General features: G+C 43.4%; 25 protein-coding genes and 1 tRNA gene. 23 read left to right on the plus strand and 3 right to left on the minus strand.

Annotation, left to right across the window (positions count from 1 at the left end; translation table 11 throughout):
* Positions 1-33: 33 nt before the first annotated feature.
* From ispH to B2U56_RS07445, 16 genes are all read left to right on the plus strand, one after another.
* The gene (ispH, locus tag B2U56_RS07370) at positions 34-816 is read left to right on the plus strand and encodes a 4-hydroxy-3-methylbut-2-enyl diphosphate reductase (RefSeq protein ID WP_414631802.1); all 783 of its coding nucleotides are present in this window, start codon (positions 34-36) and stop codon (positions 814-816) included.
* Positions 817-835: 19 nt separating this feature from the next.
* Positions 836-2,347: a 30S ribosomal protein S1 gene (locus B2U56_RS07375; RefSeq protein WP_286953015.1), complete on the plus strand. Its 1,512-nt coding sequence runs from the start codon at positions 836-838 to the stop codon at positions 2,345-2,347.
* Positions 2,348-2,428: 81 nt separating this feature from the next.
* On the plus strand, positions 2,429-2,923 hold the full coding sequence (gene def / locus B2U56_RS07380; protein WP_286953016.1) for a peptide deformylase: 495 nt from the start codon (positions 2,429-2,431) through the stop codon (positions 2,921-2,923).
* A gap of 2 nt (positions 2,924-2,925) precedes the next feature.
* On the plus strand, positions 2,926-3,858 hold the full coding sequence (gene fmt, locus B2U56_RS07385; protein WP_286953017.1) for a methionyl-tRNA formyltransferase: 933 nt from the start codon (positions 2,926-2,928) through the stop codon (positions 3,856-3,858).
* On the plus strand, positions 3,851-4,612 hold the full coding sequence (locus B2U56_RS07390) for a hypothetical protein (protein WP_286953018.1): 762 nt from the start codon (positions 3,851-3,853) through the stop codon (positions 4,610-4,612). The genes fmt and B2U56_RS07390 overlap by 8 nt, the downstream gene beginning before the upstream one ends.
* A gap of 23 nt (positions 4,613-4,635) precedes the next feature.
* Positions 4,636-4,854: a 4Fe-4S dicluster domain-containing protein gene (locus B2U56_RS07395; RefSeq protein ID WP_013048406.1), complete on the plus strand. Its 219-nt coding sequence runs from the start codon at positions 4,636-4,638 to the stop codon at positions 4,852-4,854.
* A 24-nt stretch (positions 4,855-4,878) separates the two neighbouring features.
* A complete protein-coding gene (gene vorB / locus B2U56_RS07400; RefSeq protein ID WP_286953019.1) occupies positions 4,879-5,943 on the plus strand; it encodes a 3-methyl-2-oxobutanoate dehydrogenase subunit VorB in 1,065 nt (354 codons plus the stop codon).
* Positions 5,944-5,957: 14 nt separating this feature from the next.
* Positions 5,958-6,704, plus strand: coding sequence for a thiamine pyrophosphate-dependent enzyme (locus B2U56_RS07405; RefSeq protein WP_286953021.1), 747 nt, complete (start codon positions 5,958-5,960; stop codon positions 6,702-6,704).
* Positions 6,705-6,716: 12 nt separating this feature from the next.
* Positions 6,717-7,277 (plus strand): 2-oxoacid:acceptor oxidoreductase family protein, encoded by a 561-nt coding sequence (locus B2U56_RS07410; protein WP_013048403.1) that lies wholly within the window; start codon positions 6,717-6,719, stop codon positions 7,275-7,277.
* A 3-nt stretch (positions 7,278-7,280) separates the two neighbouring features.
* Positions 7,281-7,820, plus strand: coding sequence for an NUDIX hydrolase (locus B2U56_RS07415; protein WP_286953022.1), 540 nt, complete (start codon positions 7,281-7,283; stop codon positions 7,818-7,820).
* Positions 7,821-7,875: 55 nt separating this feature from the next.
* Positions 7,876-8,760: a tyrosine-type recombinase/integrase gene (locus tag B2U56_RS07420; RefSeq protein ID WP_286953023.1), complete on the plus strand. Its 885-nt coding sequence runs from the start codon at positions 7,876-7,878 to the stop codon at positions 8,758-8,760.
* Positions 8,761-8,777: 17 nt separating this feature from the next.
* Positions 8,778-9,611 carry a purine-nucleoside phosphorylase gene (locus B2U56_RS07425; RefSeq protein ID WP_286953025.1) on the plus strand — a complete coding sequence of 278 codons (834 nt, stop codon included), beginning with the start codon at positions 8,778-8,780 and terminating at the stop codon, positions 9,609-9,611.
* On the plus strand, positions 9,604-10,914 hold the full coding sequence (locus tag B2U56_RS07430; RefSeq protein WP_286953027.1) for a thymidine phosphorylase: 1,311 nt from the start codon (positions 9,604-9,606) through the stop codon (positions 10,912-10,914). The genes B2U56_RS07425 and B2U56_RS07430 overlap by 8 nt, the downstream gene beginning before the upstream one ends.
* Positions 10,911-11,843: a M23 family metallopeptidase gene (locus B2U56_RS07435; RefSeq protein WP_286953029.1), complete on the plus strand. Its 933-nt coding sequence runs from the start codon at positions 10,911-10,913 to the stop codon at positions 11,841-11,843. Before B2U56_RS07430 ends, B2U56_RS07435 begins: the two co-directional genes overlap by 4 nt.
* A gap of 10 nt (positions 11,844-11,853) precedes the next feature.
* Positions 11,854-12,348 (plus strand): NUDIX hydrolase, encoded by a 495-nt coding sequence (locus tag B2U56_RS07440; RefSeq protein ID WP_286953030.1) that lies wholly within the window; start codon positions 11,854-11,856, stop codon positions 12,346-12,348.
* A gap of 12 nt (positions 12,349-12,360) precedes the next feature.
* A complete protein-coding gene (locus B2U56_RS07445) occupies positions 12,361-12,753 on the plus strand; it encodes a translation initiation factor (RefSeq protein ID WP_286953031.1) in 393 nt (130 codons plus the stop codon).
* Between the two features lie 70 nt (positions 12,754-12,823).
* Here the strand turns inward: B2U56_RS07445 and B2U56_RS07450 are convergent, their stop codons facing one another.
* Positions 12,824-13,378, minus strand: coding sequence for a rubrerythrin family protein (locus B2U56_RS07450; RefSeq protein ID WP_286953032.1), 555 nt, complete (start codon positions 13,376-13,378; stop codon positions 12,824-12,826).
* Between the two features lie 258 nt (positions 13,379-13,636).
* Between B2U56_RS07450 and B2U56_RS07455 the strand changes: the two genes are divergently transcribed.
* Positions 13,637-13,840 carry a hypothetical protein gene (locus B2U56_RS07455; RefSeq protein WP_286953033.1) on the plus strand — a complete coding sequence of 68 codons (204 nt, stop codon included), beginning with the start codon at positions 13,637-13,639 and terminating at the stop codon, positions 13,838-13,840.
* A 374-nt stretch (positions 13,841-14,214) separates the two neighbouring features.
* The gene (locus B2U56_RS07460; RefSeq protein ID WP_286953034.1) at positions 14,215-14,925 is read left to right on the plus strand and encodes an SAM-dependent methyltransferase; all 711 of its coding nucleotides are present in this window, start codon (positions 14,215-14,217) and stop codon (positions 14,923-14,925) included.
* A gap of 178 nt (positions 14,926-15,103) precedes the next feature.
* Here the strand turns inward: B2U56_RS07460 and B2U56_RS07465 are convergent.
* Positions 15,104-15,202 (minus strand) — tRNA-Sec (locus tag B2U56_RS07465).
* A gap of 151 nt (positions 15,203-15,353) precedes the next feature.
* Between B2U56_RS07465 and B2U56_RS07470 the strand changes: the two genes are divergently transcribed.
* Together B2U56_RS07470 and B2U56_RS07475 are read left to right on the plus strand one after the other, a co-directional pair.
* Positions 15,354-16,598 (plus strand): Zn-dependent hydrolase, encoded by a 1,245-nt coding sequence (locus B2U56_RS07470; protein ID WP_286953035.1) that lies wholly within the window; start codon positions 15,354-15,356, stop codon positions 16,596-16,598.
* 74 nt (positions 16,599-16,672) lie between these two features.
* Complete coding sequence (locus B2U56_RS07475; RefSeq protein WP_286953036.1) at positions 16,673-17,164, plus strand: QueT transporter family protein; 492 nt, start codon at positions 16,673-16,675, stop codon at positions 17,162-17,164.
* 30 nt (positions 17,165-17,194) lie between these two features.
* Here the strand turns inward: B2U56_RS07475 and cysS are convergent, their stop codons facing one another.
* Entirely contained in the window at positions 17,195-18,613 is a 1,419-nt protein-coding gene (gene cysS / locus B2U56_RS07480; protein WP_286953037.1) for a cysteine--tRNA ligase, read from the minus strand.
* Between the two features lie 100 nt (positions 18,614-18,713).
* Between cysS and B2U56_RS07485 the strand changes: the two genes are divergently transcribed.
* The 3 genes from B2U56_RS07485 to B2U56_RS07495 are packed head-to-tail and all read left to right on the plus strand — an operon-like array spanning position 18,714 to position 21,917.
* Positions 18,714-20,189, plus strand: a complete 1,476-nt coding sequence (locus tag B2U56_RS07485) for an excinuclease ABC subunit UvrC (RefSeq protein ID WP_286953038.1) — start codon at positions 18,714-18,716, stop codon at positions 20,187-20,189.
* Complete coding sequence (gene ribD / locus B2U56_RS07490; RefSeq protein ID WP_286953039.1) at positions 20,167-21,276, plus strand: bifunctional diaminohydroxyphosphoribosylaminopyrimidine deaminase/5-amino-6-(5-phosphoribosylamino)uracil reductase RibD; 1,110 nt, start codon at positions 20,167-20,169, stop codon at positions 21,274-21,276. The genes B2U56_RS07485 and ribD overlap by 23 nt, the downstream gene beginning before the upstream one ends.
* Positions 21,258-21,917 (plus strand): riboflavin synthase, encoded by a 660-nt coding sequence (locus tag B2U56_RS07495; protein WP_286953040.1) that lies wholly within the window; start codon positions 21,258-21,260, stop codon positions 21,915-21,917. The genes ribD and B2U56_RS07495 overlap by 19 nt, the downstream gene beginning before the upstream one ends.
* The last annotated feature ends 32 nt before the right edge of the window (positions 21,918-21,949 follow it).

Below are 21,949 nucleotides of genomic sequence, written 5' to 3' on the forward strand. Positions count from 1 at the left end.
CCTACGGGTTTTTGTTTTGGCGTTCGCAGAGCTATAGAAACCCTCGAAAAAATATTGAGCGATGAAGGCCCCATATATTCTCTCGGCATGCCCATACATAATCCACAGGAAGTTGAGAGACTTGCGAAGAAGGGCCTTATTGTTGTTGACTCCCCCAATATGATTCCCCCGTTATCCCGTATTTTTATTCGTGCCCATGGGATATCATCAGAAATCTTTTCCACTCTTCAAAAGCACTCCATTCACATAGTTGATGGGACATGTCCATTTGTTAAAAAAGCTCAGGAGCGAATAAAGCTTCTTGCTCGGGAAGGATATACGATTTGTATCATCGGTAACGGGAGTCACCCAGAAATAAAAGCTCTTCAGGGGATAGTTGAGGGCAAGGCTACGGTCATAGAAAAAAAAGAGGACGTCACAGATATTGGTAAAACTGCTAAATTAGGAGTAATATCACAGACAACACAGGATAGTAAGGTTTTTGCAGCCATTGTTTCAGAGCTCGCGCTCAGAACTCAGGAAATGCGCGTCTATAACACGATTTGCAATGCAACTCGTGAACGACAAGATGCCACTCGCAAGCTAGCTCAATTTGTAGATGGTATTATAGTAGTGGGGGGCAGGAACAGCGCAAATACAGGGAAGCTGTATGATATAGCCCGCTTTTCCGGAATTGACGTTGTGTGGATAGAACACGCTGAAGAATTGGACAGGAGGTGGTTATCAGGTAAGGCGCGAGTAGGTATCACAGCCGGGGCCAGTACTCCGGATTGGCTGATTAGTCAGCTTAAAAATACATTGTCATCACGCAGGTAGCCAAGGGGGATGGAAGGTTATGATGGAAGAAATGAATAATGATGTTCAAACAACCGAAAATTTCGAAAATATGGATATGGAATCCATGCTCGAGAAATATGCGGGAGAAGAAATTCACAAAGGGAAAGTCGTAACAGGGACAATTGTTGGAGCAAATGAAGATGGTTGGCTCGTGGATGTAGGATATAAATGTGAAGGTTTTCTTCCTCGAAGAGAGTGGACTCATAAAATATTAGTTGAAGAGGAAGAAGAGCCCTCTATTAACGATGAAATTCAAGTACAGGTCATCAATATACGCCACGGAGAAGATGCTCAGCTTCTGGTAAGTCGCTGGCGCTGTGAATTTGACAGACGTTGGGCTGAGTTGGAATCCTTTGTTTCTTCTCACGATCTTATTTCAGTGAGAGGACTACGCAAGGTTAAGGGCGGATTGATGGTCAACTGCTTTAATCTCGAAGGGTTTATTCCTATTTCCCATCTTGCTGAAGAGGGACGAGGGGTGAACCCCGGTAAATTTGTGGGAGAGGTCTTTGATGTAAAACTTCTGGAGAAAGACCGACGCAAGAGACGTCTTGTTCTTTCAAGAAGAATGCTTGTTGAAGAAGCAGTAGAGGAGCAGCGGGATAAATTTTATACAACTGTTTCAGAGGGAGACGTTCTTGAGGGCAGGGTAAGCAGCATTACATCTTTCGGTGCTTTTATCAATCTTGGCCCCATCGATGGTCTTGTGCACATTAGCGAGCTTTCATGGAAGCGCAATGTAAAACCGAAAGAAGTCGTTAAAAAAGGTGAAACCGTAAAGGTAAAGGTTATTGGTATAGAGCAGGAAAACAACCGTGTTTCCCTCAGCATAAAACAAACTCAGCCAGATCCCTGGAGCATTGTAGATGAGAACTGGAAAATTGGGGACAAAGCTTCTGGTGTAGTTACAAATGTCACAGACTTTGGAGCCTTTGTAGAAGTGGGACCTGGCATTGAAGGGCTTATCCATATTGGTGATCTTAGCTGGGCGCGTATTAAACATCCACGTGATGTCCTTAAAAAGGGCCAGAATGTAGAAGTTGTGGTTCTTGATGTGGATGCAGAGAAAAAACGTATGAGCCTCGGCTACAAACAGCTTAATGACCCTTGGACAGGAATAGAGGAAAGATATACTAAAGGACAGGATATTACTGTTAAAGTTGTCAGGCTGGCTGATTTCGGTGCCTTTGTAGAAGTGGAAGAAGGCGTTGAGGGGCTCATCCATATCTCTCAACTGAGCACAAAACGCGTAGACAAGCCCGAAGACGTATTGTCTGAAGGCGAGGAAGTTTTAGCGCGGGTCATTGAAATTAATCCTGCAGAGCGAAGAATGAGACTAAGTATTAGCGCTCTCTTCGAAGAAGAGATTCGTAAGAATCGCGAAGAAGAGAAAAAGAAACGTCTCGCTCAGAAAGCAGAAGAGGGCAGGCAAAAACAGCAGCCAACATTCCATGAAGAAGAACCCTCGATTACTATCGGGGATGTCTTGAAAGACTTTCTTAATCGTTAAATAAAGAGAAGGGCTGCTGGAACCAGCAGCCCTTTTTACTGAATAAAATTTTGAAAAGTCATAATTTAGAGGAGCAAGATCTTGAAAAAAATTCTGATTCGAACCTATCCAGATCCTGTTTTGCGAAAAGAAACAGAAGCCATAGACCTATTTGATTCGGAACTAATGGATCTCATTGAAGAAATGAAGGTTATTATGCTTGAATCGGATGGGGTAGGACTTGCAGCCCCCCAAGTGGGGGTATCAAAAAAACTGGCAATTGTATATTATGATGAAACTCTTTATGTCCTCATTAACCCCGTCATTTTAAAAACCGATGGCGAGCAGGTTAATGAAGAGGGGTGCCTGAGCTTCCCGGGAATATTCGGGAATATTCTTCGCCCCCGTCATGTAGTAATTGAGGCTTATAATGAACATGGGGAGAAACTGACAATAGAAGCTGAAGATTTTCTTGCCCGAGCTTTTCTTCATGAGATGGACCATCTTGAAGGGAGGCTTTTAATCGACCATTTTTCTCCCTTGAAAAAGAATATTATACGGAAAAAAATGAGAAAGCATGCAAAGGATGAACGCTAATAATGAAGATATGGTTTATAGGAACGGGTTCATTTGCGGCTTTTTGCCTTGAACATCTCATTTCGAAATGTAATATGCATTTTGATCGGATTATTACTGGCATGCCTACGCGTGGAGGCAGAGGCATGGGTGAAAGACCTTCATATGTAGAAGAAACAGCAGCAAAATTGAACCGATCCGTCTTTCGGACAGATAAATTTTCAAAAGACGAGGAACTAAAAAGAGTTCTTTTAGAATCTCCACCCCATTGCATTATCGTTGTTGATTTTGGACAGAAAGTCCAGGAACCATTTTTAAGCACCCCTCTATGGGGCTGCCTCAACATCCACCCCTCCCTCCTACCTCAATATCGAGGTGCTGCTCCCATCCAGAGAGCTTTGATGGATGGACAAAAAACAACAGGTGTAACAGTGTTCAGACTGGTGGAGGAAATGGACGCTGGGCCTGTCCTTGGACAGACTCAAATAGAGATAGCGCCAGAAGAAACCTCGGGGGACCTATTCCAGAGGTTAGCGGAAGAGGGTAGTAATTTACTGAAAGTAGTTGTAAAATCTTGTAATGAGGGTACTAATATAACAACGTTACAAAATTCTAAATTAGTTACATATGCTTCAAAAATAGAAAAAAGAGAAACTCAGCTTTCTTGGAGTTTTGATGCACAGAGATTCCACAACACGGTTCGAGCTCTGAATCCCCAACCGGGGGCCTTTATTTTTTATAAAAAACGCAGGCTTAAAATTTGGAAAACATCTGTTTGTGAAGAGGCAGGAAAACCAGGCGAAGTACTTGATTTTATAGAAGGGAATCCTCTCGTAGCATTGCAAGAAGGCGCAGTTCTTCTTCTTGAGGTTCAGCCAGAAGGCCGCCGAGTTCAATCAGGTTCAGAATGGAGCAGAGGCATTCGTTTAAAGAAGGGGGACAAACTTGTTGAATAATAGACTTACTCCTCTTGCTAATTTAATTCGCCTTTATGAATGGCCAAAAGCCGTAGCGGTTACAGGCGCCCTCGGTTCAGGAAAAACCGAATGGGTTTTGAATATGGCCCTTGCCCTTTTAGAGGCTGGGGAGAAAGTAACAATTGCTGATATTGATATTATTAATCCATATTTTTGTATACGTCAGGTAAGCGACGTTCTTGAAAAAAAGGGGCTCTCTGTCATAACCATGCCTGAACAGGCGAAATGGCTTGATATGTCCCTTGTAACACCCAAGGTGGACTGGGCTCTCCATGATGAAAGTACACGCCTCCTAATGGATATAGGAGGGGATGCAGAGGGGGCCTTGGCACTTAAGCAATTTGAACCTATTATCAAAAAAGTTGGTTATCGGCTTATCCTTGTAGTAAATGCGTTTCGCCCTCAGACCGCCAGCGTAACAAGAATCCAGAAAATGATGAAAAAAATGGAGAGTATTTGCGGGCTGGAAGTGGGGGCTCTTATAAGTAATTCTCACCTTATGCATGAAACAACAGTCCACGATGCTATAGAAGGAATAAAAACCGTCTATGATGCTGGGCAGAACCTCGATCTGCCAGTTCTTTATGCAGGTGTTGATCCGTCGTTAGCTTCTGATGTAAAAAGAGTCTTGGGAGAGGAATACCCTGTCCCGATATGGCCTCTCTCGAGATATATGCTTCTTCCATGGGAAGATGGTTTTATGTGGTCTCGTCAGACTGAAGAGTCGAACTAAATGGGGAAGGGGTGTGTCACGTAATGGCAAAAGGACGTATTAACGTTCTTGAAGAGTATTGCAAGAGTTGTGGGCTTTGTGTCGCTGCCTGTCCTGTCAAAGTTCTGCGAATATCAGAAAAAATTAATAGCAGAGGGCATAGGCCAGTTGAGCAATTCAAAGAAGGATGTATTGGGTGCGCAATGTGTGCAACCTCATGTCCTGACGCAGCGATCGAAGTATTTAAGGTCGTTGAAGGCTAACGTTTTCTGGAGGTGGAAAATCTAATGGGACGCGTACTGATGAAAGGAACTGAAGCCATTGCAGAGGCAGCCATACAGGCTGGCTGCAAATTTTTCTTTGGTTACCCTATTACACCGCAAAATGAAATTCCCGAATACATGTCAGCCCATCTGCCAGAGATTGGCGGAACCTTCGTACAAGCTGAAAGTGAAGTAGCGGCCAGTTATATGATCATGGGAGGCGGAGCAACTGGTCATAAGGTTATGACAACATCGTCCAGTCCAGGAATCTCTCTCATGTCAGAAGGAATAACCTATATGGCTGGAGCTGAAATCCCGGTTGTTATTGTAAATGTTATGCGAGGAGGGCCAGGCCTTGGTGGGATCCTACCATCCCAGGCAGATTATTTACAGGCTACCAAGGGCGGCGGGAATGGCGATTACAACTTGATAGTAATGGCCCCAAGCACCCTACAAGAAGCGGTCGATATTACACAGGAATCATTTGAGCTTGCTTTGCGTTACCGCAATCCCGTGCTTATTCTTGCCGACGGCTTTATGGGGCAGATGATGGAAGCTGTTGAAATAAAACCCTACGTCGATAAGGATGTACCAGATATTACTGAATGGGCATTGGGGTACATGGGAGAAAGAGGCGGGAAACGAAGTTCTCTTAAAAGCTTGTATCTTTCTCCGGAAGCCCTTGAGAACCACAATAAAGATCTTCAGAAGAAATATGCTTTAATAAAAGAAAGAGAGTCTCGATGTGAAAGCTATATGACTGAGGACGCAGAATTGGTCATAGCAGCTTATGGAACAACAGCCCGTATCTCTCGTTCTGTTATCAACAACCTTAGAGAACAAGGTCACAAGGTCGGTCTGATTAGGCCCATCACCCTATGGCCCTATCCTTACGCAGACTTTGCAAAGCTGCCTAAGACCGTAAAGAACATTCTTGTGGCAGAAATGAACTGCGGACAAATGGTGGACGATGTGAAAGTTGCAACCGGATGCAAAATCCCAGTTAGTTTCTATGGTCGATCCGGCGGCATGTCACCTTCCGTAAAAGAAATTGAACAGCAGTGCAGAAAATTGCTCGGCCTGGAGTAGGGAGGGATAATGCGATGAAAGAAGTAAAGGTATATGAACGCCCTAAAACATGGATGCCTGAAGTACATACCCACTATTGTCCTGGCTGCGGACATGGCATAGCCCACCGTCTTGTCTGTGAGATCATCGATGAGCTTAATATTCAAAAGGATACTATCGGAGTAGCGCCAGTGGGATGCGCCGCCATGATGTACGATTATATAGATACAGATTTTTGCGAGGCGGGACATGGAAGAGCACCGGCAGTGGCAACAGGGTTGAAACGTGTCCGTCCAGATAAGGTAGTTTTTACCTATCAGGGAGACGGGGACCTTGCCTCTATTGGAACAGCAGAAATTATCCATGCTGCGAACAGGGGCGAAAATATTACTGTTGTTTTTATCAATAATGCTATTTACGGTATGACAGGCGGCCAGATGGCACCAACAACTCTTATAGGCCAAAGAGCGACAACCTGTCCTTTGGGAAGAGATCCCAAAGTCAGCGGCTATCCCATACGGGTTTGCGAGCTTTTAAGCTCACTTGCTACTCCTGGCTACATAGAGAGGGTTACAGTGGCACAGCCTAAATATATAATCAGAGCAAAACAGGCCCTGAAAAAAGCTTTCCAGTATCAAATCGACAAGAAGGGGTTTTCCTTCGTTGAAATTCTCTCCTCCTGCCCTACAAACTGGGGAATGAGACCCGTGGAAGCTTTTGAATGGACTGTGAATTCAATGATGCCCTACTATCCCCTTGGTCTGTTTAAGGATTACGAGTAGGAGGCAGACACAATGACTGTTAAATATGATAGAAGCCTCATCGCGGCAGGATTTGGCGGACAAGGTGTAATGGTGCTTGGCCAGTTGGTAGCATATACTGGCATAGCCCAGGGACTTCATGTAACGTGGATTCCATCCTATGGCCCTGAGATGCGAGGCGGCACAGCAAACTGCGGTGTTGTTCTAAGCAGTGAAGAAATTGCGTCTCCCGTTGTCGCGGAAGCCGATGCTGTTGTTATTATGAACCAGCCCTCCCTTACCAAATTTGTAAAATCAGTCAGGGAAGGCGGAGTTCTTATATACAATAGTGATCTTGTGACATATGAGAATCCCCGCACTGACATTAAGATTATTGCTGTTCCGGCTAACTCAGTAGCAGCAGAGCTAGGCAGCGACAAAGTGGCTAATATTGTTGCTTTGGGGGCCTTAGTTGAAGCTACAGGAATTGTTGAAGAAGAAACGTGTATCGAAACAATAAAAGATAAATTGGGGAAAAGGAAACCACAATTTCTTCCAATGAACCTCGAGGCTTTTGCTAAAGGGAAGGAAATTGCGAGAAAGATTCTAGGTTGATAAATGAATTCCGTCGAAAAAGTTCTATCACAAAATGTCGTCTATAGAGGAAAGGTCCTTGACCTTAGAGTGGATAATGTCCGTTTGTCCTCTGGCAAAAGAGTAGTACGAGAAGTGGTAGAACATGAACCGGCAGTGGCTGTAATTCCTTTGACAAGTGACAAAGAAGTACTGCTGGTTAAGCAATTTCGCTATGCCCTTGAACAAAAAATACTTGAGATTCCGGCAGGGATAGTTGAAGAAGGCGAAACATTTAAAGACACGGCCATTAGGGAGCTTCAGGAAGAAATAGGATATTACCCCGGAGAACTGATGGAAATTGGGCGATTTTTCACTTCCCCAGGGTTCAGTGACGAAGTTCTTGTCATCTTTCTTGCCCTAGATCTCTGCCCGTCATCTCTTGAACAAGATGATGATGAAGAAATTGTAGTAGAAACTGTAAGTGTGGATGATATCCCCAGGCTATTGAAAGATGGATCCATTCGGGACTGTAAAACTTTTGGAGCTTTATCCTGGCTCTTAAATTACCTCAAAGACTCATAAATAACTTAGCAGGAGGAAGGGGCTGGCATAACCAGCCCTTTTTTAATAATATCCCATGGTAAAGTTTGAATACGACCAATTGCTTGATGATTTTCTTGATTATCTCTTTCTTGAAAGAGGATGCAGTGAAAACACGATCTTGGCCTACAATCGTGATATCAAGGCCTGGCTGGATTTTTGCGATAAAAATGATCAACCAGCCTACCCCCCTAATCAAACTTATTTAGAAAGATATCAGCGATCCTTACACGAAGAAGGTAAAAAGCGTTCTTCCCAGCAGCGTGCAATTGCATCCCTTCGTTCATGGCTGCGATATCTCGACAGTGAAAAATTGGTGGAAGAAGAAGTTACATTGCCAACCCTCCCTTTAAAGGGGAACAGCCTGCCTCATATATTAAATGAGGGAGAAGTGGAGAGAATTTTTGAGGCCTGTTCTGGTAACTCCTTTCTGGCTATTCGTGACAGAGCTATTCTAGAAACTGCCTATGGTTGCGGGTTGAGAGCAAGTGAGCTTTGTACTATCTGTTTGAGAGATATAGATTTCTCAGGCCGGACACTGCGAATCTTTGGCAAGGGTGGGAAAGAGCGAATAATCCCCTTCCTTGGAGAAGTCAGCCGCCGCGTAGGTTTTTACATGGAAAAAGCACGTCCAGATGCACATGTTCAGGAATTATTTATTTCTAAGACTGGAAATCCCCTAAGACGAGAGGATATATGGAGGATTGTAAAAAAGAGAGGAGCTGCGGCAGGAATTTCCTCCTCCCGACTTTTTCCTCATATTTTGCGCCATTCATTTGCTACTCATTTATTGCGAAGAGGAATGGATCTCCGTACCCTCCAGGAGTTGTTAGGGCATGCTACCATAGCTACCACTGAAAAATATGTTCATTTTGACCTGGAGCTTCGGGACATATATGATAAGACTCATCCACGAGCTTAATTTCGGAGGTGTCTCTTATGGAATACAATAAAAAAGTAGCGGAAGCACTCTCATACATAAGCGAGAGGGTTTCTACAACCCCTAAAGCAGTGCTTGTTTTAGGTTCCGGTCTCGGAGGTCTTGCTGACTCCATTAAAGATCCTATCGTTATCCCTTATACGGAAATTCCTCACTGGCCACTTTCCACGGCCCCAGGCCACGCAGGCCGACTGGTCTTTGGCTTTTTGGATAATGTTTACGTTGCCGTTATGCAGGGCAGAGTGCATTTTTACGAAGGTTATTCAATGAAAGACATCACATTCCCAGTGAGAGTTTTTGGAGAATGGGGAATTTCTTGTTATATAGCCAGCAATGCTTCTGGCGGGATCAATCTCGCATACTTGCCTGGCGACATGGTTATGCTTTATGACCACATCAACTATATGGGAACTAACCCTCTCATTGGGACTGTTTTCTCAGAAAAAGAAGAACGCTTCCCTGACATGTCATATACATATGACAGGGAACTTCTTGATATGGCAGAAGCATCTGCAAGAGAAAACAATCTTACAGTTCGCCGGGGAGTATATATTGCCTTTACAGGCCCTTCCTACGAAACCCCTGCAGAGATACGGATGGCCAGGACGTTAGGGGCCGACGTGGTGGGCATGTCTACAGTACCGGAGACAATAGTCGCTCATTCAATGGGCATGCGGGTCTTTGCCGTTTCTTGTGTAGCTAACTATGCTGCTGGAGTTACCTCTCAGAAATTGTCAGAAGAGGAAGTTATTCGTGAAATGGAAAAGGCAACGGGAAAATTGACAATTCTATTGAAGGGCCTTTTGCGCAAAATAGGTGAGGAATATGTTTGATATTCTCTCTTTCCTCGAAGAGAAAAGAGACGGTATGGTTCATAAAGCTGCGGATATCGAAACTTTTGTAAATCAGTTTCATCAGGGAACCATTCCGGGTTATCAGGTCAGTGCCTGGCTTACGTCTGTTTATCATAAGGGGCTGAGCACTGAAGAGCTTAAAACTCTAACACTAGCTTTGGCTCATTCTGGCCACGTTGTATCCTTCCCTCAAGGTTTTAAAGCGGCAGACAAGCACAGTACAGGAGGAGTAGGAGATAAAACCACACTTGTAGTAGTTCCTCTTGTAGCAGCTTCAGGAGTTTCAGTAGCTAAACTTTCAGGGCGTGGCCTTGGTTTTACAGGTGGAACGGTGGATAAACTGGAAGCCATTCCAGGGATGAACGTACATCTTTCTACAGAAGCCTTTATGAACCAGGTACACAGAATAGGATGCGCAATTTCTGGCCACTCGTTGGAGCTAGCTCCTGCCGAAGGAAAGTTTTATGCGCTGAGGGATGTGACGGCTACCGTTCCTTCTCTTCCTCTCATATGCAGCAGCATAGTCAGTAAAAAAATAGCTGGGGGAGCGTCAAGCTTTGTTTTTGATGTCAAATGCGGAAGAGGTGCTTTTATGCAAACCTTCTCTGAGGCACGTGACCTGGCCGAAGCTCTTGTTTCTCTTTCCGAATCGTTGGGGCGTCCCAGCATGGCCATAATAAGCGCAATGGACCAACCCCTTGGGGAATGGGTTGGAAACAGCATGGAAGTGTACGAAGCCATCCGTGTTCTTCAGGGAGCGGGGCCATCTGACACAGAAACGCTGTCTCTCAATCTCGCTGGAACCATGATTTATCTAGGCGGAAAAGCAAAGTCGCTGGCAGAAGGAATAGAAATGGCACAAAATACCCTTAAAAGCGGAAAGGCTTTGGAGAAATTCAAGGAGCTCATAATTGCTCAACAGGGAGACGGGGCAGTATGCGACTCCCCTGAGAAGGTTCTAAAACCAGCCGGAAAAAAACATACAGTCTATGCTTCAGAATCTGGTTTTGTGAGTGATCTTAACGCCCGGTCCATAGGAGAGGGCGTAAAACGTATAGGGGGTGGGCGCACTCGCCAAGAAGAACATGTTGACTTGAAAGTTGCTGTCCATCTTATCGCTAAAATAGGGGATTATGTAGAAAAAGGCAACCCGCTGCTGGACATCTATTATTCAAAGGAAGAGAAGCTTCAGCAGGCGATCTTTTACTTTGAGCATGCTGTAACTCTTCAGAGCATCAAACCTTTAGACCAAAACCTTATTATGGAGATAGTAGCCTCATGACTAAATTCTTTGTGTCGCAATTTAAACAACTTTTTTGCAGCCTCTTGATCCTTATGCTTCTGACTTTTGGAAAGGTGGCCTACGGAGGAGAGATCAAAGTGTCTTTCCCTCCTTCTGTGGAAATAGGAATGCCCTTTATTATTCACTTGAAAACGCCGCAACTGCCATTGGAAGGAAAAGCCTACTGGTGCGGACAACAGATACCCATTCACTTTTCTGAAAAAACATCTTACTCTCAGTCTCTGCTCATGGGGACGAGCGCTAAAACAGCATCTCCAGGGCGGGCTAGCTTTCGTATGGAGTTCTTTATGAACGGAAAAGCGGAGAAGTTTGCAGTGCCTGTAGAAATTCTGGCAAAAAGCTATCCTCGCGAGCTTCTTACACTGCCTGAAAAAATGGTTGTGCCACCCAGTCACGAACTCGTCAGAATAAAAGAGGAGCAAAGGGTAGTCCGACAGACATTACTCGATATTCGACAAGATCGATTTTGGGATTTGCCTTTTTTTAAACCTGTTGACAGTATGATAACAAGCGCTTATGGTAAAAGGCGAGTACTCAATGGAAAGCCTTCTAACCCTCATACGGGAATAGACTTACGGGCGTCAGCGGGAACAGACGTTTATGCAGCAGCAGACGGAATTGTAACTCTTGTCGCTGAACACTATTTCAGCGGGCATGTAATATATATTAATTCAGGCTCTGGAGTTGTTTCTCTATATTGTCACTTATCGAAGCCACTGGTTCAGGGAGGCGAGCATGTCAGGAGGGGGGATCTCATAGCTAAGAGTGGAGTTTCAGGACGTATTACAGGGCCTCATCTTCATTTTGGGATGGCACTTCAAGGACAACTTGTCGATCCAATGCCACTTTTTACGACAGGGGAAAAAGAACTCTCTGAAAAAAATAAGGAGCAGGTGTTTAGATGGTAGGAGGAACCACATGAGTTGCGAACACTACGGAAACAACACAATCATTGTTTTTTGCTTTATTATCGACAAAGATAAAATTCTTTTAATCCGCAGAACAAAAGAACCCTATGCAAATACCCTTACTGTGCCTGGAGGCAAGAAAGAACATGGAGAGAGTCTTTCCCAGGCATGCATTCGAGAAGTTGAGGAAGAGACAGGGCTGACGCCGTGTTCTCTTGAACTTGCTGGTATGGTTCATAATTACCAGGAAAACAACCCTCAAGAAACTCTCACTTTTTACTTTACTTGCCGTTCATATTCAGGTGACTTGAAGAGTGGTGAAGAGGGGTTAGTTGAATGGTATGACATTGATGAAAGCTTTACCCTCCATGACATGAATCTCTTTTATCTGCAAATTGCCCCCTTTGTCTTCTCAAGAAAAATTTTCCCCTTTGAGGGACAAATAGTGCTTTCTGAAAAAGGAGATATCATACGATCAACAATAGATTATTTAAAAGCCTTATAAGGATGACGGGAAATGGCACGTTTTAAGAAAAATAAACACTCTCTTGAAGAAGAAGAATTATATAATACGGCTTTTCGTGATGTTTTTAAAAGAACTGCTTATGAATCCGATCATCATGAAAAGAAAGAACCCAAGAAGGATACAGCTTCTTCTTTTAAGACTACTCTCTCAGGCAAAGTCGCAATAAGGATCGAAAGAAAGGGAAGAGGTGGCAAAACAGTTACTCTTGTTGAGACTGCCAGCGGAACCCTTGAGGAAAAAGATTTACTCGCAAAATATCTGCGGAAACAGTTAGGATGTGGAAGCAGCATTGAAAATGAAACAATAGTGGTTCAAGGCGACCAAAGAGAAAGAATCAAAACCCTTCTTGAAAAAGAAGGAGTTAAGAGAATATCAATCTCATAAAAATAAGGGCCTCATAATGCTCTGCTAGAGGTGCACTTCATCGAGGTCCTTCTTTTGCTTTTTTATTTATTCAGAATTTCTGGTATTTCTCTTTGGCAAGTCCGCACACGGGACATTTATCTGGTGCTTCATTTAGAATTGTATGCCCGCAGACAGGACAAACAAGAACAGCTTTCAACTCTAGGTCAATGCCGCCCTTTGCCGCTGCTTGAGCCTTTGAAAAAAGCTTGGAATGAATTTTTTCTGCTTCTAAAGCATAGATAAAGGATCTTGCCGCGTCCTTTTCCCCCTGGAATTTAGCTGTTTCCAGATAGACTGGGTACATTTGATCAACTTCAAAATCTTCGCCCATAATGGCTCCGATAAGATTTTCTGCTGTCACCTTGTTCCCCCAAACCCCCCCTGCCGTCACAGAGTAGTCTGCTACATTGCCATTAAGCACTGTAAAATGGTTTCTTGCATGAACCCACTCCGCATAGGCTATGGCTTCAAAAAGCTTTGCGATATTGGGGAAGCCTTCTTTTCGAGCTATTTCTCCCCATATAAGATATCGCATGTGAGCCATGCTTTCGCCACCATAAGCGGAACGCAAAAACTCTATTGTCATAGCATTTTTGACACTCATCTCTCTTAACCTCCTTGATATTTAGTATACCAATGGGGCCAAAAAACAGGGTGACTTTAATAATATCACAGCATGAGAAAAGAAACACCTCTCAAGTTAAAAGGTTAGAAAATAAAAGATTAAAAAAATTCACCTACACTAACCTTGAAATTTTATTAAATAACCGTACAATATTAATAGTAGTACGGTGTGTTTCTATAACCTCAGAAACGAACTATTCCCAAGGTGTTCGAAATATTATATATAGGAGGAGATGGGATGAAGAAGACAGTATTTCTTCTCACGCTTTTATTCTTTGGGGTCATATTATTTTCAGGCATTACTTTTTCAAATTCAGCAGAAATAGCGATGCAAAAAGGTAATGAAGCCAGCGTTAGAGGAGATATTCAGACAGCTGCAAAGTGGTATTGCCAGGCAGGGCACGAAAGATTCACAAAAGCACAGCGTAATCTCGGGTTTTAAATACGAACAGCCAGTTTACCAATATTATTCAAAACTATGTTGAAGGAGAATATATTTATATCCCTCGTAAGGAATGTAATAAAAAGGTGTGAGGAGAAGTAAAGAAGACTAAGAAAACTATAGCTGCTCGTAAGCTGAAAATATTCGCAAAGTGCAAAAACGAAGTAACTGTGGAGCAGCGTGCAAAATTGCATTGTCTTTTTTCTAAGACGATCTATAAGATAATAAGAAATACTGAATGTAACTCTTGATGAAAAGAGCCATGAGATTGAATCTTGTGGCTTTTGTTTGTTTCAGAAACATGAAGGAGGTCTTCCTTTTTCTCAGTAGGTGGTATAAAGAAATAACCCCGTAGATAAGAGAGGAGTGTAAAAATGGGAACCAAAAGAGAAAATTTATTTACTAGGGAATTCTTGCTTCAGAACATGATGGGGCCCAATTGTGTCAGAATTCTTGAAGAGCTTTTAGCATCAGTAGAATTACATTCGGGGATGCGTGTCTTAGATTTGGGTTGCGGCAGAGGACTAACATCAATTTTTCTAGCAGGGATATATGATGTTGAAGTATTTGCTACAGACCTATGGATTAATGCGACAGAAAATTATGAGCGGTTCAAACTTGTACAGCTTGATCATAAAATTATTCCAATTCATGCAGATGCTCACGAATTGCCCTATGCTAAAGGTTTTTTTGATGCGATCATTAGTATAGATGCATATCATTATTTTGGTGCTAAAAGAAGCTTCTTGGACGAATATATAGTTCCTTTGACTAAAAAAGGCGGCATTATAGCAGTTGCCGTTCCTGGATTGCAAAAAGATTTTTTTAATGATGTTCCTGAGGTATTGAAACCTTATTGGCAAGATGAAGACATGAATTTTTATTCAAGAAGTTGGTGGCGTTCTTTATGGGAAGAGTCTAAGAAGGTGAAAATAGAGCAGAGCCTATCTTTGTCTTGTCATAAAAAAGCATGGGAAGATTGGTTAGAATGTGACAATCCATACGCGAAAAGAGATATAGAAATGATGAAGGCTGAAAATAACCAATATTTTGACACCATAGGGTTAATAGCAACAGTAAAATGAATAGCATATCGATAATGTTGCATATAAAAGCCAAAGACAAACTTTTAATGTCCACATTTTATACTGTTTAACTACACTGTGGTAAGTGCGTGTAGCAAAGTGTTTATAAGGCTTTAAGGGTGCAAATTCCAGTAATCGGCTTCTGAAAAGTCTGTAATATCAAGGCTCCATAAAAAAATGGCGGAGGCGTGTGAGAATCGAACTCACCAAAGACAGCCAATGCCGCCTCTCGGCCGGGTTTGAAGCCCGGGGGCCTCACCAGAGACCACTCGCCTCCGTAGACAATTGATAATTCTAAAGGTGAATATGAAAAAAGTCCACCCGTAGATTTACGTTTTGGTTAAGTATGCGGGGTTTAACTCTCCAACTACATGTGGCATAATTTTCTTGCACATGTTCATGAAACAACAGAAAGGAGAGAATGAAAAATGCTTGAAAGCAAAATTTCAAGAATTCAGCGTGATATAGAAACCATGGCTCAATATACAGCCACACCTGGTAATGGAATGACACGGCTTTCCTTTACTGAAGAAGATAGAAAAACTAGAGCATACATTTGTTCTGAAATGGAAAAGGCGGGGTTGCATGTTTACACAGATGCGGCAGGCAGCATCTGTGGACGAAGAGATGGCGTTGGTGAGGGAGTTCCAATTGTAATGATCGGTTCTCACTTTGATTCAGTAAAAAATGGCGGGAACTTTGATGGGCCTGCTGGAGTTGCGGCAGCCCTGGAAGTAGCAAGGATTCTTCATGAAAATAATATTTCCACAGAAAACCCTATAGAGTTTGTAGCTATGATCGAAGAGGAAGGCACACGATTTGGCGCAGGCCTTTACGGTAGCAGAGCCATGGCTGGACAAGTATCTAATAATGAAATAAAAACATTTCGTGATGCTAATGGCATTTCTCTTGAAAAAGCTCTTCAGGACTTTGGCCTCGACCCTCTTAAAGTAAAAGATGCTGTTCGTAACCCTGAAGACTTAAAGGCCTTTATTGAGCTTCATATCGAGCAGGGTCCAGTGCTTGAGTCTGAAACCCTTGATGCGGGTTTTGTAAGTACCATAGTTGGTATAACTCGATTTGATATAGAAATTGAGGGGCGGGCAGATCATGCGGGAACAACTCCCATGCACATGAGAAAGGATGCCCTCCTGGCTTCTCTTGAAGTGGTAAAGACGGTGCACGATGTTGCCTATGCTAAAGGGGAAGGAACTGTGGGAACTGTAGGTATAATGCAGATCTATCCAGGAGGCGCTAACATTGTTCCTGGAAAAGCATTTTTCACTGTTGATATCCGCTCTGTGGAGCAAAGCAATATAGAAGATATTGTCAAAGAGATGAAAAAAACACTGGAATTAGTATCCGCCCGCATGGGGGTTTCCGTTCATATGGAGAGGAAAATCTCGGTTCCGCCTATTCACCTCGATAAAAAAATACGGGGTATCTTTGAGCAGGAAGCAAACCATAGAGGAATTAGTTATCGCACTATGGTGAGTGGTGCCGGCCACGATGCCATGATTATGGCAAGTTTAACCAGGGTCGGCCTTCTCTTCGTGCCCAGTAAAGGTGGTAGAAGTCACTGTCCCGAAGAGTGGACAGATTATGAGCAGCTGAAAAAAGGTGTAGATATTGCTCTTGGCACCATTTTAAAATTGGCCGAAGCCAATATATAAAGAGTATCTCTTTCGGCCCGATAGGTTTGGGAATCATTTCCAGGCCCTTAATCCTTCTAAAGGAGATTTGTTTAATGAATAAAAGGATGAAAGAATTTTTAACGATTAAAAACATAGTAATTTCGGCTCTCATAGCTGCTATATACGCTACAGTAACCATAATTCTGGCTCCCATCTCTTATGGCCCAATACAAGTTAGAGTGTCAGAAGCCCTGACACTTTTGCCCTATCTCTGGCCGCAGGCCATACCCGGACTCTTCATAGGCTGCCTTATAGCCAATTTTGCCGGGGGCTTCGGTATCATCGATGTAGTCTTTGGGAGCGCAGCGACCCTTATAGCGGCCATAATCACAAGCCGCATGCCCACTCCCTATCTCGCTGCAGTTCCACCGGTAGTGGTTAATAGCCTTGTGGTGGGGGGATATCTGTCTATTCTAGCAAAAATGCCCTTTATTTATACGGCCCTTTATGTGGGACTTGGCGAAATTGTTGCGTGCGCTTTTCTTGGCATTCCATTGATTATTTTTCTTGAGAAGAAATATGGAAAAGAAAAGCGGGAGCTATAGTTACTCCCGCTTAAAGTCTTTGTCCCTTTGTTAGGACAGCTGCTTCTTCCATTTGGTTCCTTCGGGGGTATCTTCAAGGATGATACCCTTTTCTGCTAATTGGTCTCGTATGGCATCTGACTTTGCAAAGTCCCTTGCCTTACGCGCAGCGGTGCGTTCTTCTATCATGGATTCTATTTCAGAAGTATCCAATTCTTCCTTCTCTGATTCAAGACCCATGATGCCCATAATCCCATCGATCTTTGTAAAGAATGTTTGGGCAGCTTTGCAAACTTTAAAATCGATTGAACTGTTGTCTTTAAGATACGTATTTATCAGGCGAACAACTTCGAAAACCGAACCCAAAGCTCCTGCTGTGTTAAAATCGTCGTTCATTTCTTCAAAGAATTTTGTTTCAGCCTGTTTAACCTCGTTAAGGAATGCTTCTGTGTCATCCTTTTCTTTCTGTTCCCGAGACTGAAGGGCATACTCAAGGTCTGTCCAGCAATTGCGCAGCCGCTCTACGGCACCTGTCGCCTGATTCAGCCCTTCCTCTGAAAAATTAATGGGGGAACGATAATGAGCACTCAGCATAAAGTAGCGAATAGCAAGGGGAGAGTACTTCTTCCGAGCGTTTCGTACTGTGAGGAAGTTTCCCAGGGATTTCGACATTTTTTCCTTGTCTATCAATAGATATCCATTATGGAGCCAAAATCGTACAAACTGCATTCCAGTGGCGGCTTCTGCCTGTGCTACCTCATTTTCGTGATGGGGGAAGATAAGGTCGCTTCCGCCAGAGTGGATATCGAAAGTGTTTCCTAAATACTTAGTCGACATAACGCTGCACTCAATATGCCATCCTGGACGTCCCAGCCCCCATGGACTTTCCCATGCTGGCTCACCAGGTTTCTGGGCTTTCCACAGAGCAAAATCAAGGGGGTGACGTTTTTGTTCGTTCACATCTATACGTGAGCCTGATTGTAAGTCTTCTATACTCTGTTTTGACAACTTACCATATCCCGGAAAACTTTCGACACTGAAAAAAACGTCCCCGTCCACAACGTATGCATGTCCCTTATCAATAAGAGTTTGAACCACTTCTACAATCTCTTTCATATGATCAGTAGCTCGGGGATAAATGTCGGCCCGCCGAACACCCAGAGCATCAGCATCTTCAAAATATTCTTTGATGAAAGTATCTGCCAATTCTTTAACGGTGATGCCTTCTTCGTTGGCCCTATTGATCATCTTGTCATCAATATCGGTAAAGTTCTGGACGAAAACTACTTTGTAGCCAATGTCTTCAAGATACCTGCGGAATACATCGAAAACAATAAATGGGCGAGCATTTCCTATATGGAAAAAATCGTATACTGTTGGCCCACAACTATAAAAGCCCACCTCCCCCTCTTTTAAAGGGATGAAAGGTTCTTTTTTTCGCGTTAAATCGTTATAGAGCATTAAACTCACTCTATTCACCTCCGTTTGTTAGAATACATTATAATATGGAGTCATATAAAAGGAAGATAGAGCTTAGAAACCATATTATACTTCATATAATGGTGATCTAATGATAAACCAAAAATTGAAAAATACGATAAGAAATCTTCCCCTTCGCCCTGGGGTTTATATCATGCGCGACGAGGAAGGGAAAGTAATATACGTAGGCAAAGCAAAATCCCTTCGAAAAAGAGTGTCGTCTTATTTTAGACATGAGGGTTTTGCTTCTCCCCGTTTGCGTAAACTTGTAGAAAGCATTGCTGATATATCTGTTATACGAACTGAAACAGAAGCGGAGGCCCTTATTGTAGAGTCACGCCTTATTAAAAAATACAAGCCCTTTTTCAATATAGATCTCAAAATGAATGAACGCTACCCTTATATTAAAATAACGGATGATGCGTTCCCGCGGCTTGTAATTACCCGGCATAAGGATGACGACGGCGCAACATATCTAGGTCCCTTTATCAGCGCAAAAGATGTTAGGGCGCTTTTAAGAGTGGCTGAACGTTATTTCCCCCTTCGGAGTTGTAAGGCAGAAGTGAAGCCAGATAAGAAAAAAAGGCCCTGTCTCAATTATTCCCTTGGAAGATGTCTTGCACCTTGTGCAGCACTTTGCAGTGAAACAGAGTACAGAGAAAGGGTTGACGACGTTATTCTGCTTTTAACTGGACAATCTTCCGAACTTGTAGAACGAATACGAAAGCGGATGGAAGAAGCCGCACACTCCCTTGATTTTGAAAAAGCTGCACGCCACCGTGATGCTATTAGCGCCATATGGCGCCTCTCCCGCCAGCGGATATCTTCTAGTCTTCGCGAGGATATCGATAGTGAAACATGGGAAGCTCTGAATAAATTGCAGTGCCTTCTCCATATGGATACCCTTCCATGGCGAATCGACGGATTTGATATTTCCCATATGGCTGGTCACGAAACCTATGGTGTTGTAGTGGTCTTTGAACAAGGGGTTTCGAACCCCACTCTATACAGGCGATTTAAAGTACGGACCGTTGAAGGTATCGATGACTTTCGATCTATTGAAGAAGTTGTAAAACGCCGCTATAGCAAGATGCTTGAAAATAACGAACCTCTTCCTCAGCTTATTCTCATAGATGGCGGCCCTATACAGCTGGAGTTTGCGAAAAAAGCCCTTTCTGAATTGAAAATGGAAAAGATACCTGCCATTTCCCTGGCGAAAAGGGAGGAACTGATATACCATAACGAAAAAGAACCGCCAATTCGTCTTGATTGGACAGATCCGGTCCTTCGCCTTTTACAGCGTGTTCGTGATGAATCCCATCGCTTTGCCATTAAGAGCCATAGGCGAGGAAGGGGCATAGTTTTGACGCGTTCGGTGCTGGAAGAAATCCCTGGAGTAGGCAAACACATGGCTGCTTCTCTTCTTTCCTCGTTCGGCAGCGTCAAAAAAATAGCTGTACTAACTCCTGAGGAGCTGATGCAAGTTAAAGGGATAGGTCCGGTTTTAGCCAAAAATATAGCTGCATTTTTCAGAGGTGAAGACAATGAGTCTGAAACAGAGGCGTGACGACGAATATTATATGAGACGGGCTATAAGTCTCGCACGCCGCGGGACGGGGCAGACATCTCCTAATCCGCTGGTAGGCTGTGTCATTGTAAAAGAGGATACTATTGTAGCGGAGGGATATCATAGATCCTATGGAATGCCTCACGCGGAAGTAGAGGCTTTGCAGCGCGCGGGAGATGGCGCGAAAGGTGCCACTGTCTATGTCAATCTTGAGCCATGCGCTCATTTTGGTAAAACTCCTCCCTGCGCTCCACAATTAGTGAGATCTAAAGTAGGTCGAGTTGTTATAGGGATGGTTGATCCCAATGCAGTTGTAAATGGGAAAGGAGTTGAAATACTCCGATCGAACCAACTCATCACAGAAACAGGTGTTCTTGAAGACGAGTGCAAATGGGTGAATAGAGGATTCATTCGGAGGGTGAGGGATCAGCGCCCTTGGTTCACCTTAAAATCTGCCTCGACTATAGATGGACAAATAGCTCTTCCCAACGGAGAAAGCCAATGGATCACATCGGAAGAATCTCGAAATAAGGCCCATTTGTTGCGGGCGGAGCATGACGGCATTATGGTTGGGGTAGGAACGGTGCTTCGCGATGACCCCTCTCTTACAGTTCGCCATACCGTTGGGAGGTCACCTATTCGGATTGTGGTGGACACCATGCTTCGCATGCCACCAGATGCTGCTATTTTAAGGGGTGATGGAGCCATCATTCTGGCAGGTATTTCTGCTCAAAAAATGGGTAAACACGATCAGCTCTCTAAAGCAGGGGCAGAAATCTATTATCTTCCTGAAAAAAACAATCGAGTCGACCTTAGAAGCGCGGCTATCATACTGGGAGAACGGGGACTTAATTCTGTTCTTGTCGAAGGCGGGGCAACTTTGGCTTCAGCTTTTATCCAGGAAAAGCTGATAGATGGCCTATCTCTTTTTATTGCACCAACTATAATGGGACAGGGAATTTCTCTTTTTAAAGAAATTGTAGTACCATCTTTGGACAAGCTTATTCGTTTTAGAGTGCTTAACATGTCGAGAACGGGGCGGGATATATGGATAGAGGGGGTTCCAGAATGTTCACCGGACTTATAGAGTGCATAGGGAAGCTCGTATCTATAACACCTGCAGATGATGTGGTTCGTCTAAAAATAGAAGCACCAATGATTGCTTCAGAACTTGTTCTTGGCCAATCTGTTGCAGTTTCAGGAGCGTGTGTTACTGTTACGTCCCATGATAATAGATCTTTCACTGTTGATATAATGCCAGAAACACAGAAACGGACGAAATTCCGTTTATTAAAAACAGGCAGTTCCGTTAATTTGGAAAGAGCCCTTATGGCGGGCGGTCGTTTCGATGGTCATATAGTCAGCGGTCATATTGATGGGACAGGTGCTGTTGCTGAAATTATTTCTATGGGAACGACCAGGATCATGCGTATAGAGGCAGAGAAAGATATTATTGATTTGATTGTAGTAAAAGGTTCTGTAACCCTTGATGGCGTCAGTCTCACTGTTATAGATGTGACGCAAAACTGGTTTTCAGTAGGTCTTATCCCAGTGACACTTGCTGGTTGTACCCTTGGCACAGTGCGGGAAGGTGAAATAATCAACATTGAAACAGACATTTTAGGCAAATATGTATTAAAATTTATGAATTACCTGAAAGATGAAAAAATCACCACGTCTTCAGCAGATATCACCATTGAGCGTCTGAGAGAGATAGGTTGGAGTTAAATTATCTGAAAGAGGAAAGGATCGGGGCATTT

Source organism: Aminobacterium sp. UBA4987 (assembly GCF_002396985.1).
Taxonomy (GTDB): domain Bacteria; phylum Synergistota; class Synergistia; order Synergistales; family Aminobacteriaceae; genus Aminobacterium; species Aminobacterium colombiense.

What these genes read in the sequence shown, in the direction of transcription:
- B2U56_RS07375 (WP_286953015.1), top strand. Translation starts at nt 836, where the DNA reads ATGATGGAAGAAATGAATAATGATGTTCAAACAACCGAAAATTTCGAA.
- fmt (WP_286953017.1), top strand. Translation starts at nt 2,926, where the DNA reads ATGAAGATATGGTTTATAGGAACGGGTTCATTTGCGGCTTTTTGCCTT.
- B2U56_RS07395 (WP_013048406.1), top strand. Translation starts at nt 4,636, where the DNA reads ATGGCAAAAGGACGTATTAACGTTCTTGAAGAGTATTGCAAGAGTTGT.
- vorB (WP_286953019.1), top strand. Translation starts at nt 4,879, where the DNA reads ATGGGACGCGTACTGATGAAAGGAACTGAAGCCATTGCAGAGGCAGCC.
- B2U56_RS07405 (WP_286953021.1), top strand. Translation starts at nt 5,958, where the DNA reads ATGAAAGAAGTAAAGGTATATGAACGCCCTAAAACATGGATGCCTGAA.
- B2U56_RS07410 (WP_013048403.1), top strand. Translation starts at nt 6,717, where the DNA reads ATGACTGTTAAATATGATAGAAGCCTCATCGCGGCAGGATTTGGCGGA.
- B2U56_RS07415 (WP_286953022.1), top strand. Translation starts at nt 7,281, where the DNA reads ATGAATTCCGTCGAAAAAGTTCTATCACAAAATGTCGTCTATAGAGGA.
- B2U56_RS07420 (WP_286953023.1), top strand. Translation starts at nt 7,876, where the DNA reads ATGGTAAAGTTTGAATACGACCAATTGCTTGATGATTTTCTTGATTAT.
- B2U56_RS07425 (WP_286953025.1), top strand. Translation starts at nt 8,778, where the DNA reads ATGGAATACAATAAAAAAGTAGCGGAAGCACTCTCATACATAAGCGAG.
- B2U56_RS07430 (WP_286953027.1), top strand. Translation starts at nt 9,604, where the DNA reads ATGTTTGATATTCTCTCTTTCCTCGAAGAGAAAAGAGACGGTATGGTT.
- B2U56_RS07435 (WP_286953029.1), top strand. Translation starts at nt 10,911, where the DNA reads ATGACTAAATTCTTTGTGTCGCAATTTAAACAACTTTTTTGCAGCCTC.
- B2U56_RS07440 (WP_286953030.1), top strand. Translation starts at nt 11,854, where the DNA reads ATGAGTTGCGAACACTACGGAAACAACACAATCATTGTTTTTTGCTTT.
- B2U56_RS07445 (WP_286953031.1), top strand. Translation starts at nt 12,361, where the DNA reads ATGGCACGTTTTAAGAAAAATAAACACTCTCTTGAAGAAGAAGAATTA.
- B2U56_RS07450 (WP_286953032.1), bottom strand. Translation starts at nt 13,378, where the DNA reads ATGAGTGTCAAAAATGCTATGACAATAGAGTTTTTGCGTTCCGCTTAT.
- B2U56_RS07455 (WP_286953033.1), top strand. Translation starts at nt 13,637, where the DNA reads ATGAAGAAGACAGTATTTCTTCTCACGCTTTTATTCTTTGGGGTCATA.
- B2U56_RS07460 (WP_286953034.1), top strand. Translation starts at nt 14,215, where the DNA reads ATGGGAACCAAAAGAGAAAATTTATTTACTAGGGAATTCTTGCTTCAG.
- B2U56_RS07470 (WP_286953035.1), top strand. Translation starts at nt 15,354, where the DNA reads ATGCTTGAAAGCAAAATTTCAAGAATTCAGCGTGATATAGAAACCATG.
- B2U56_RS07475 (WP_286953036.1), top strand. Translation starts at nt 16,673, where the DNA reads ATGAATAAAAGGATGAAAGAATTTTTAACGATTAAAAACATAGTAATT.
- B2U56_RS07485 (WP_286953038.1), top strand. Translation starts at nt 18,714, where the DNA reads ATGATAAACCAAAAATTGAAAAATACGATAAGAAATCTTCCCCTTCGC.
- ribD (WP_286953039.1), top strand. Translation starts at nt 20,167, where the DNA reads ATGAGTCTGAAACAGAGGCGTGACGACGAATATTATATGAGACGGGCT.
- B2U56_RS07495 (WP_286953040.1), top strand. Translation starts at nt 21,258, where the DNA reads ATGTTCACCGGACTTATAGAGTGCATAGGGAAGCTCGTATCTATAACA.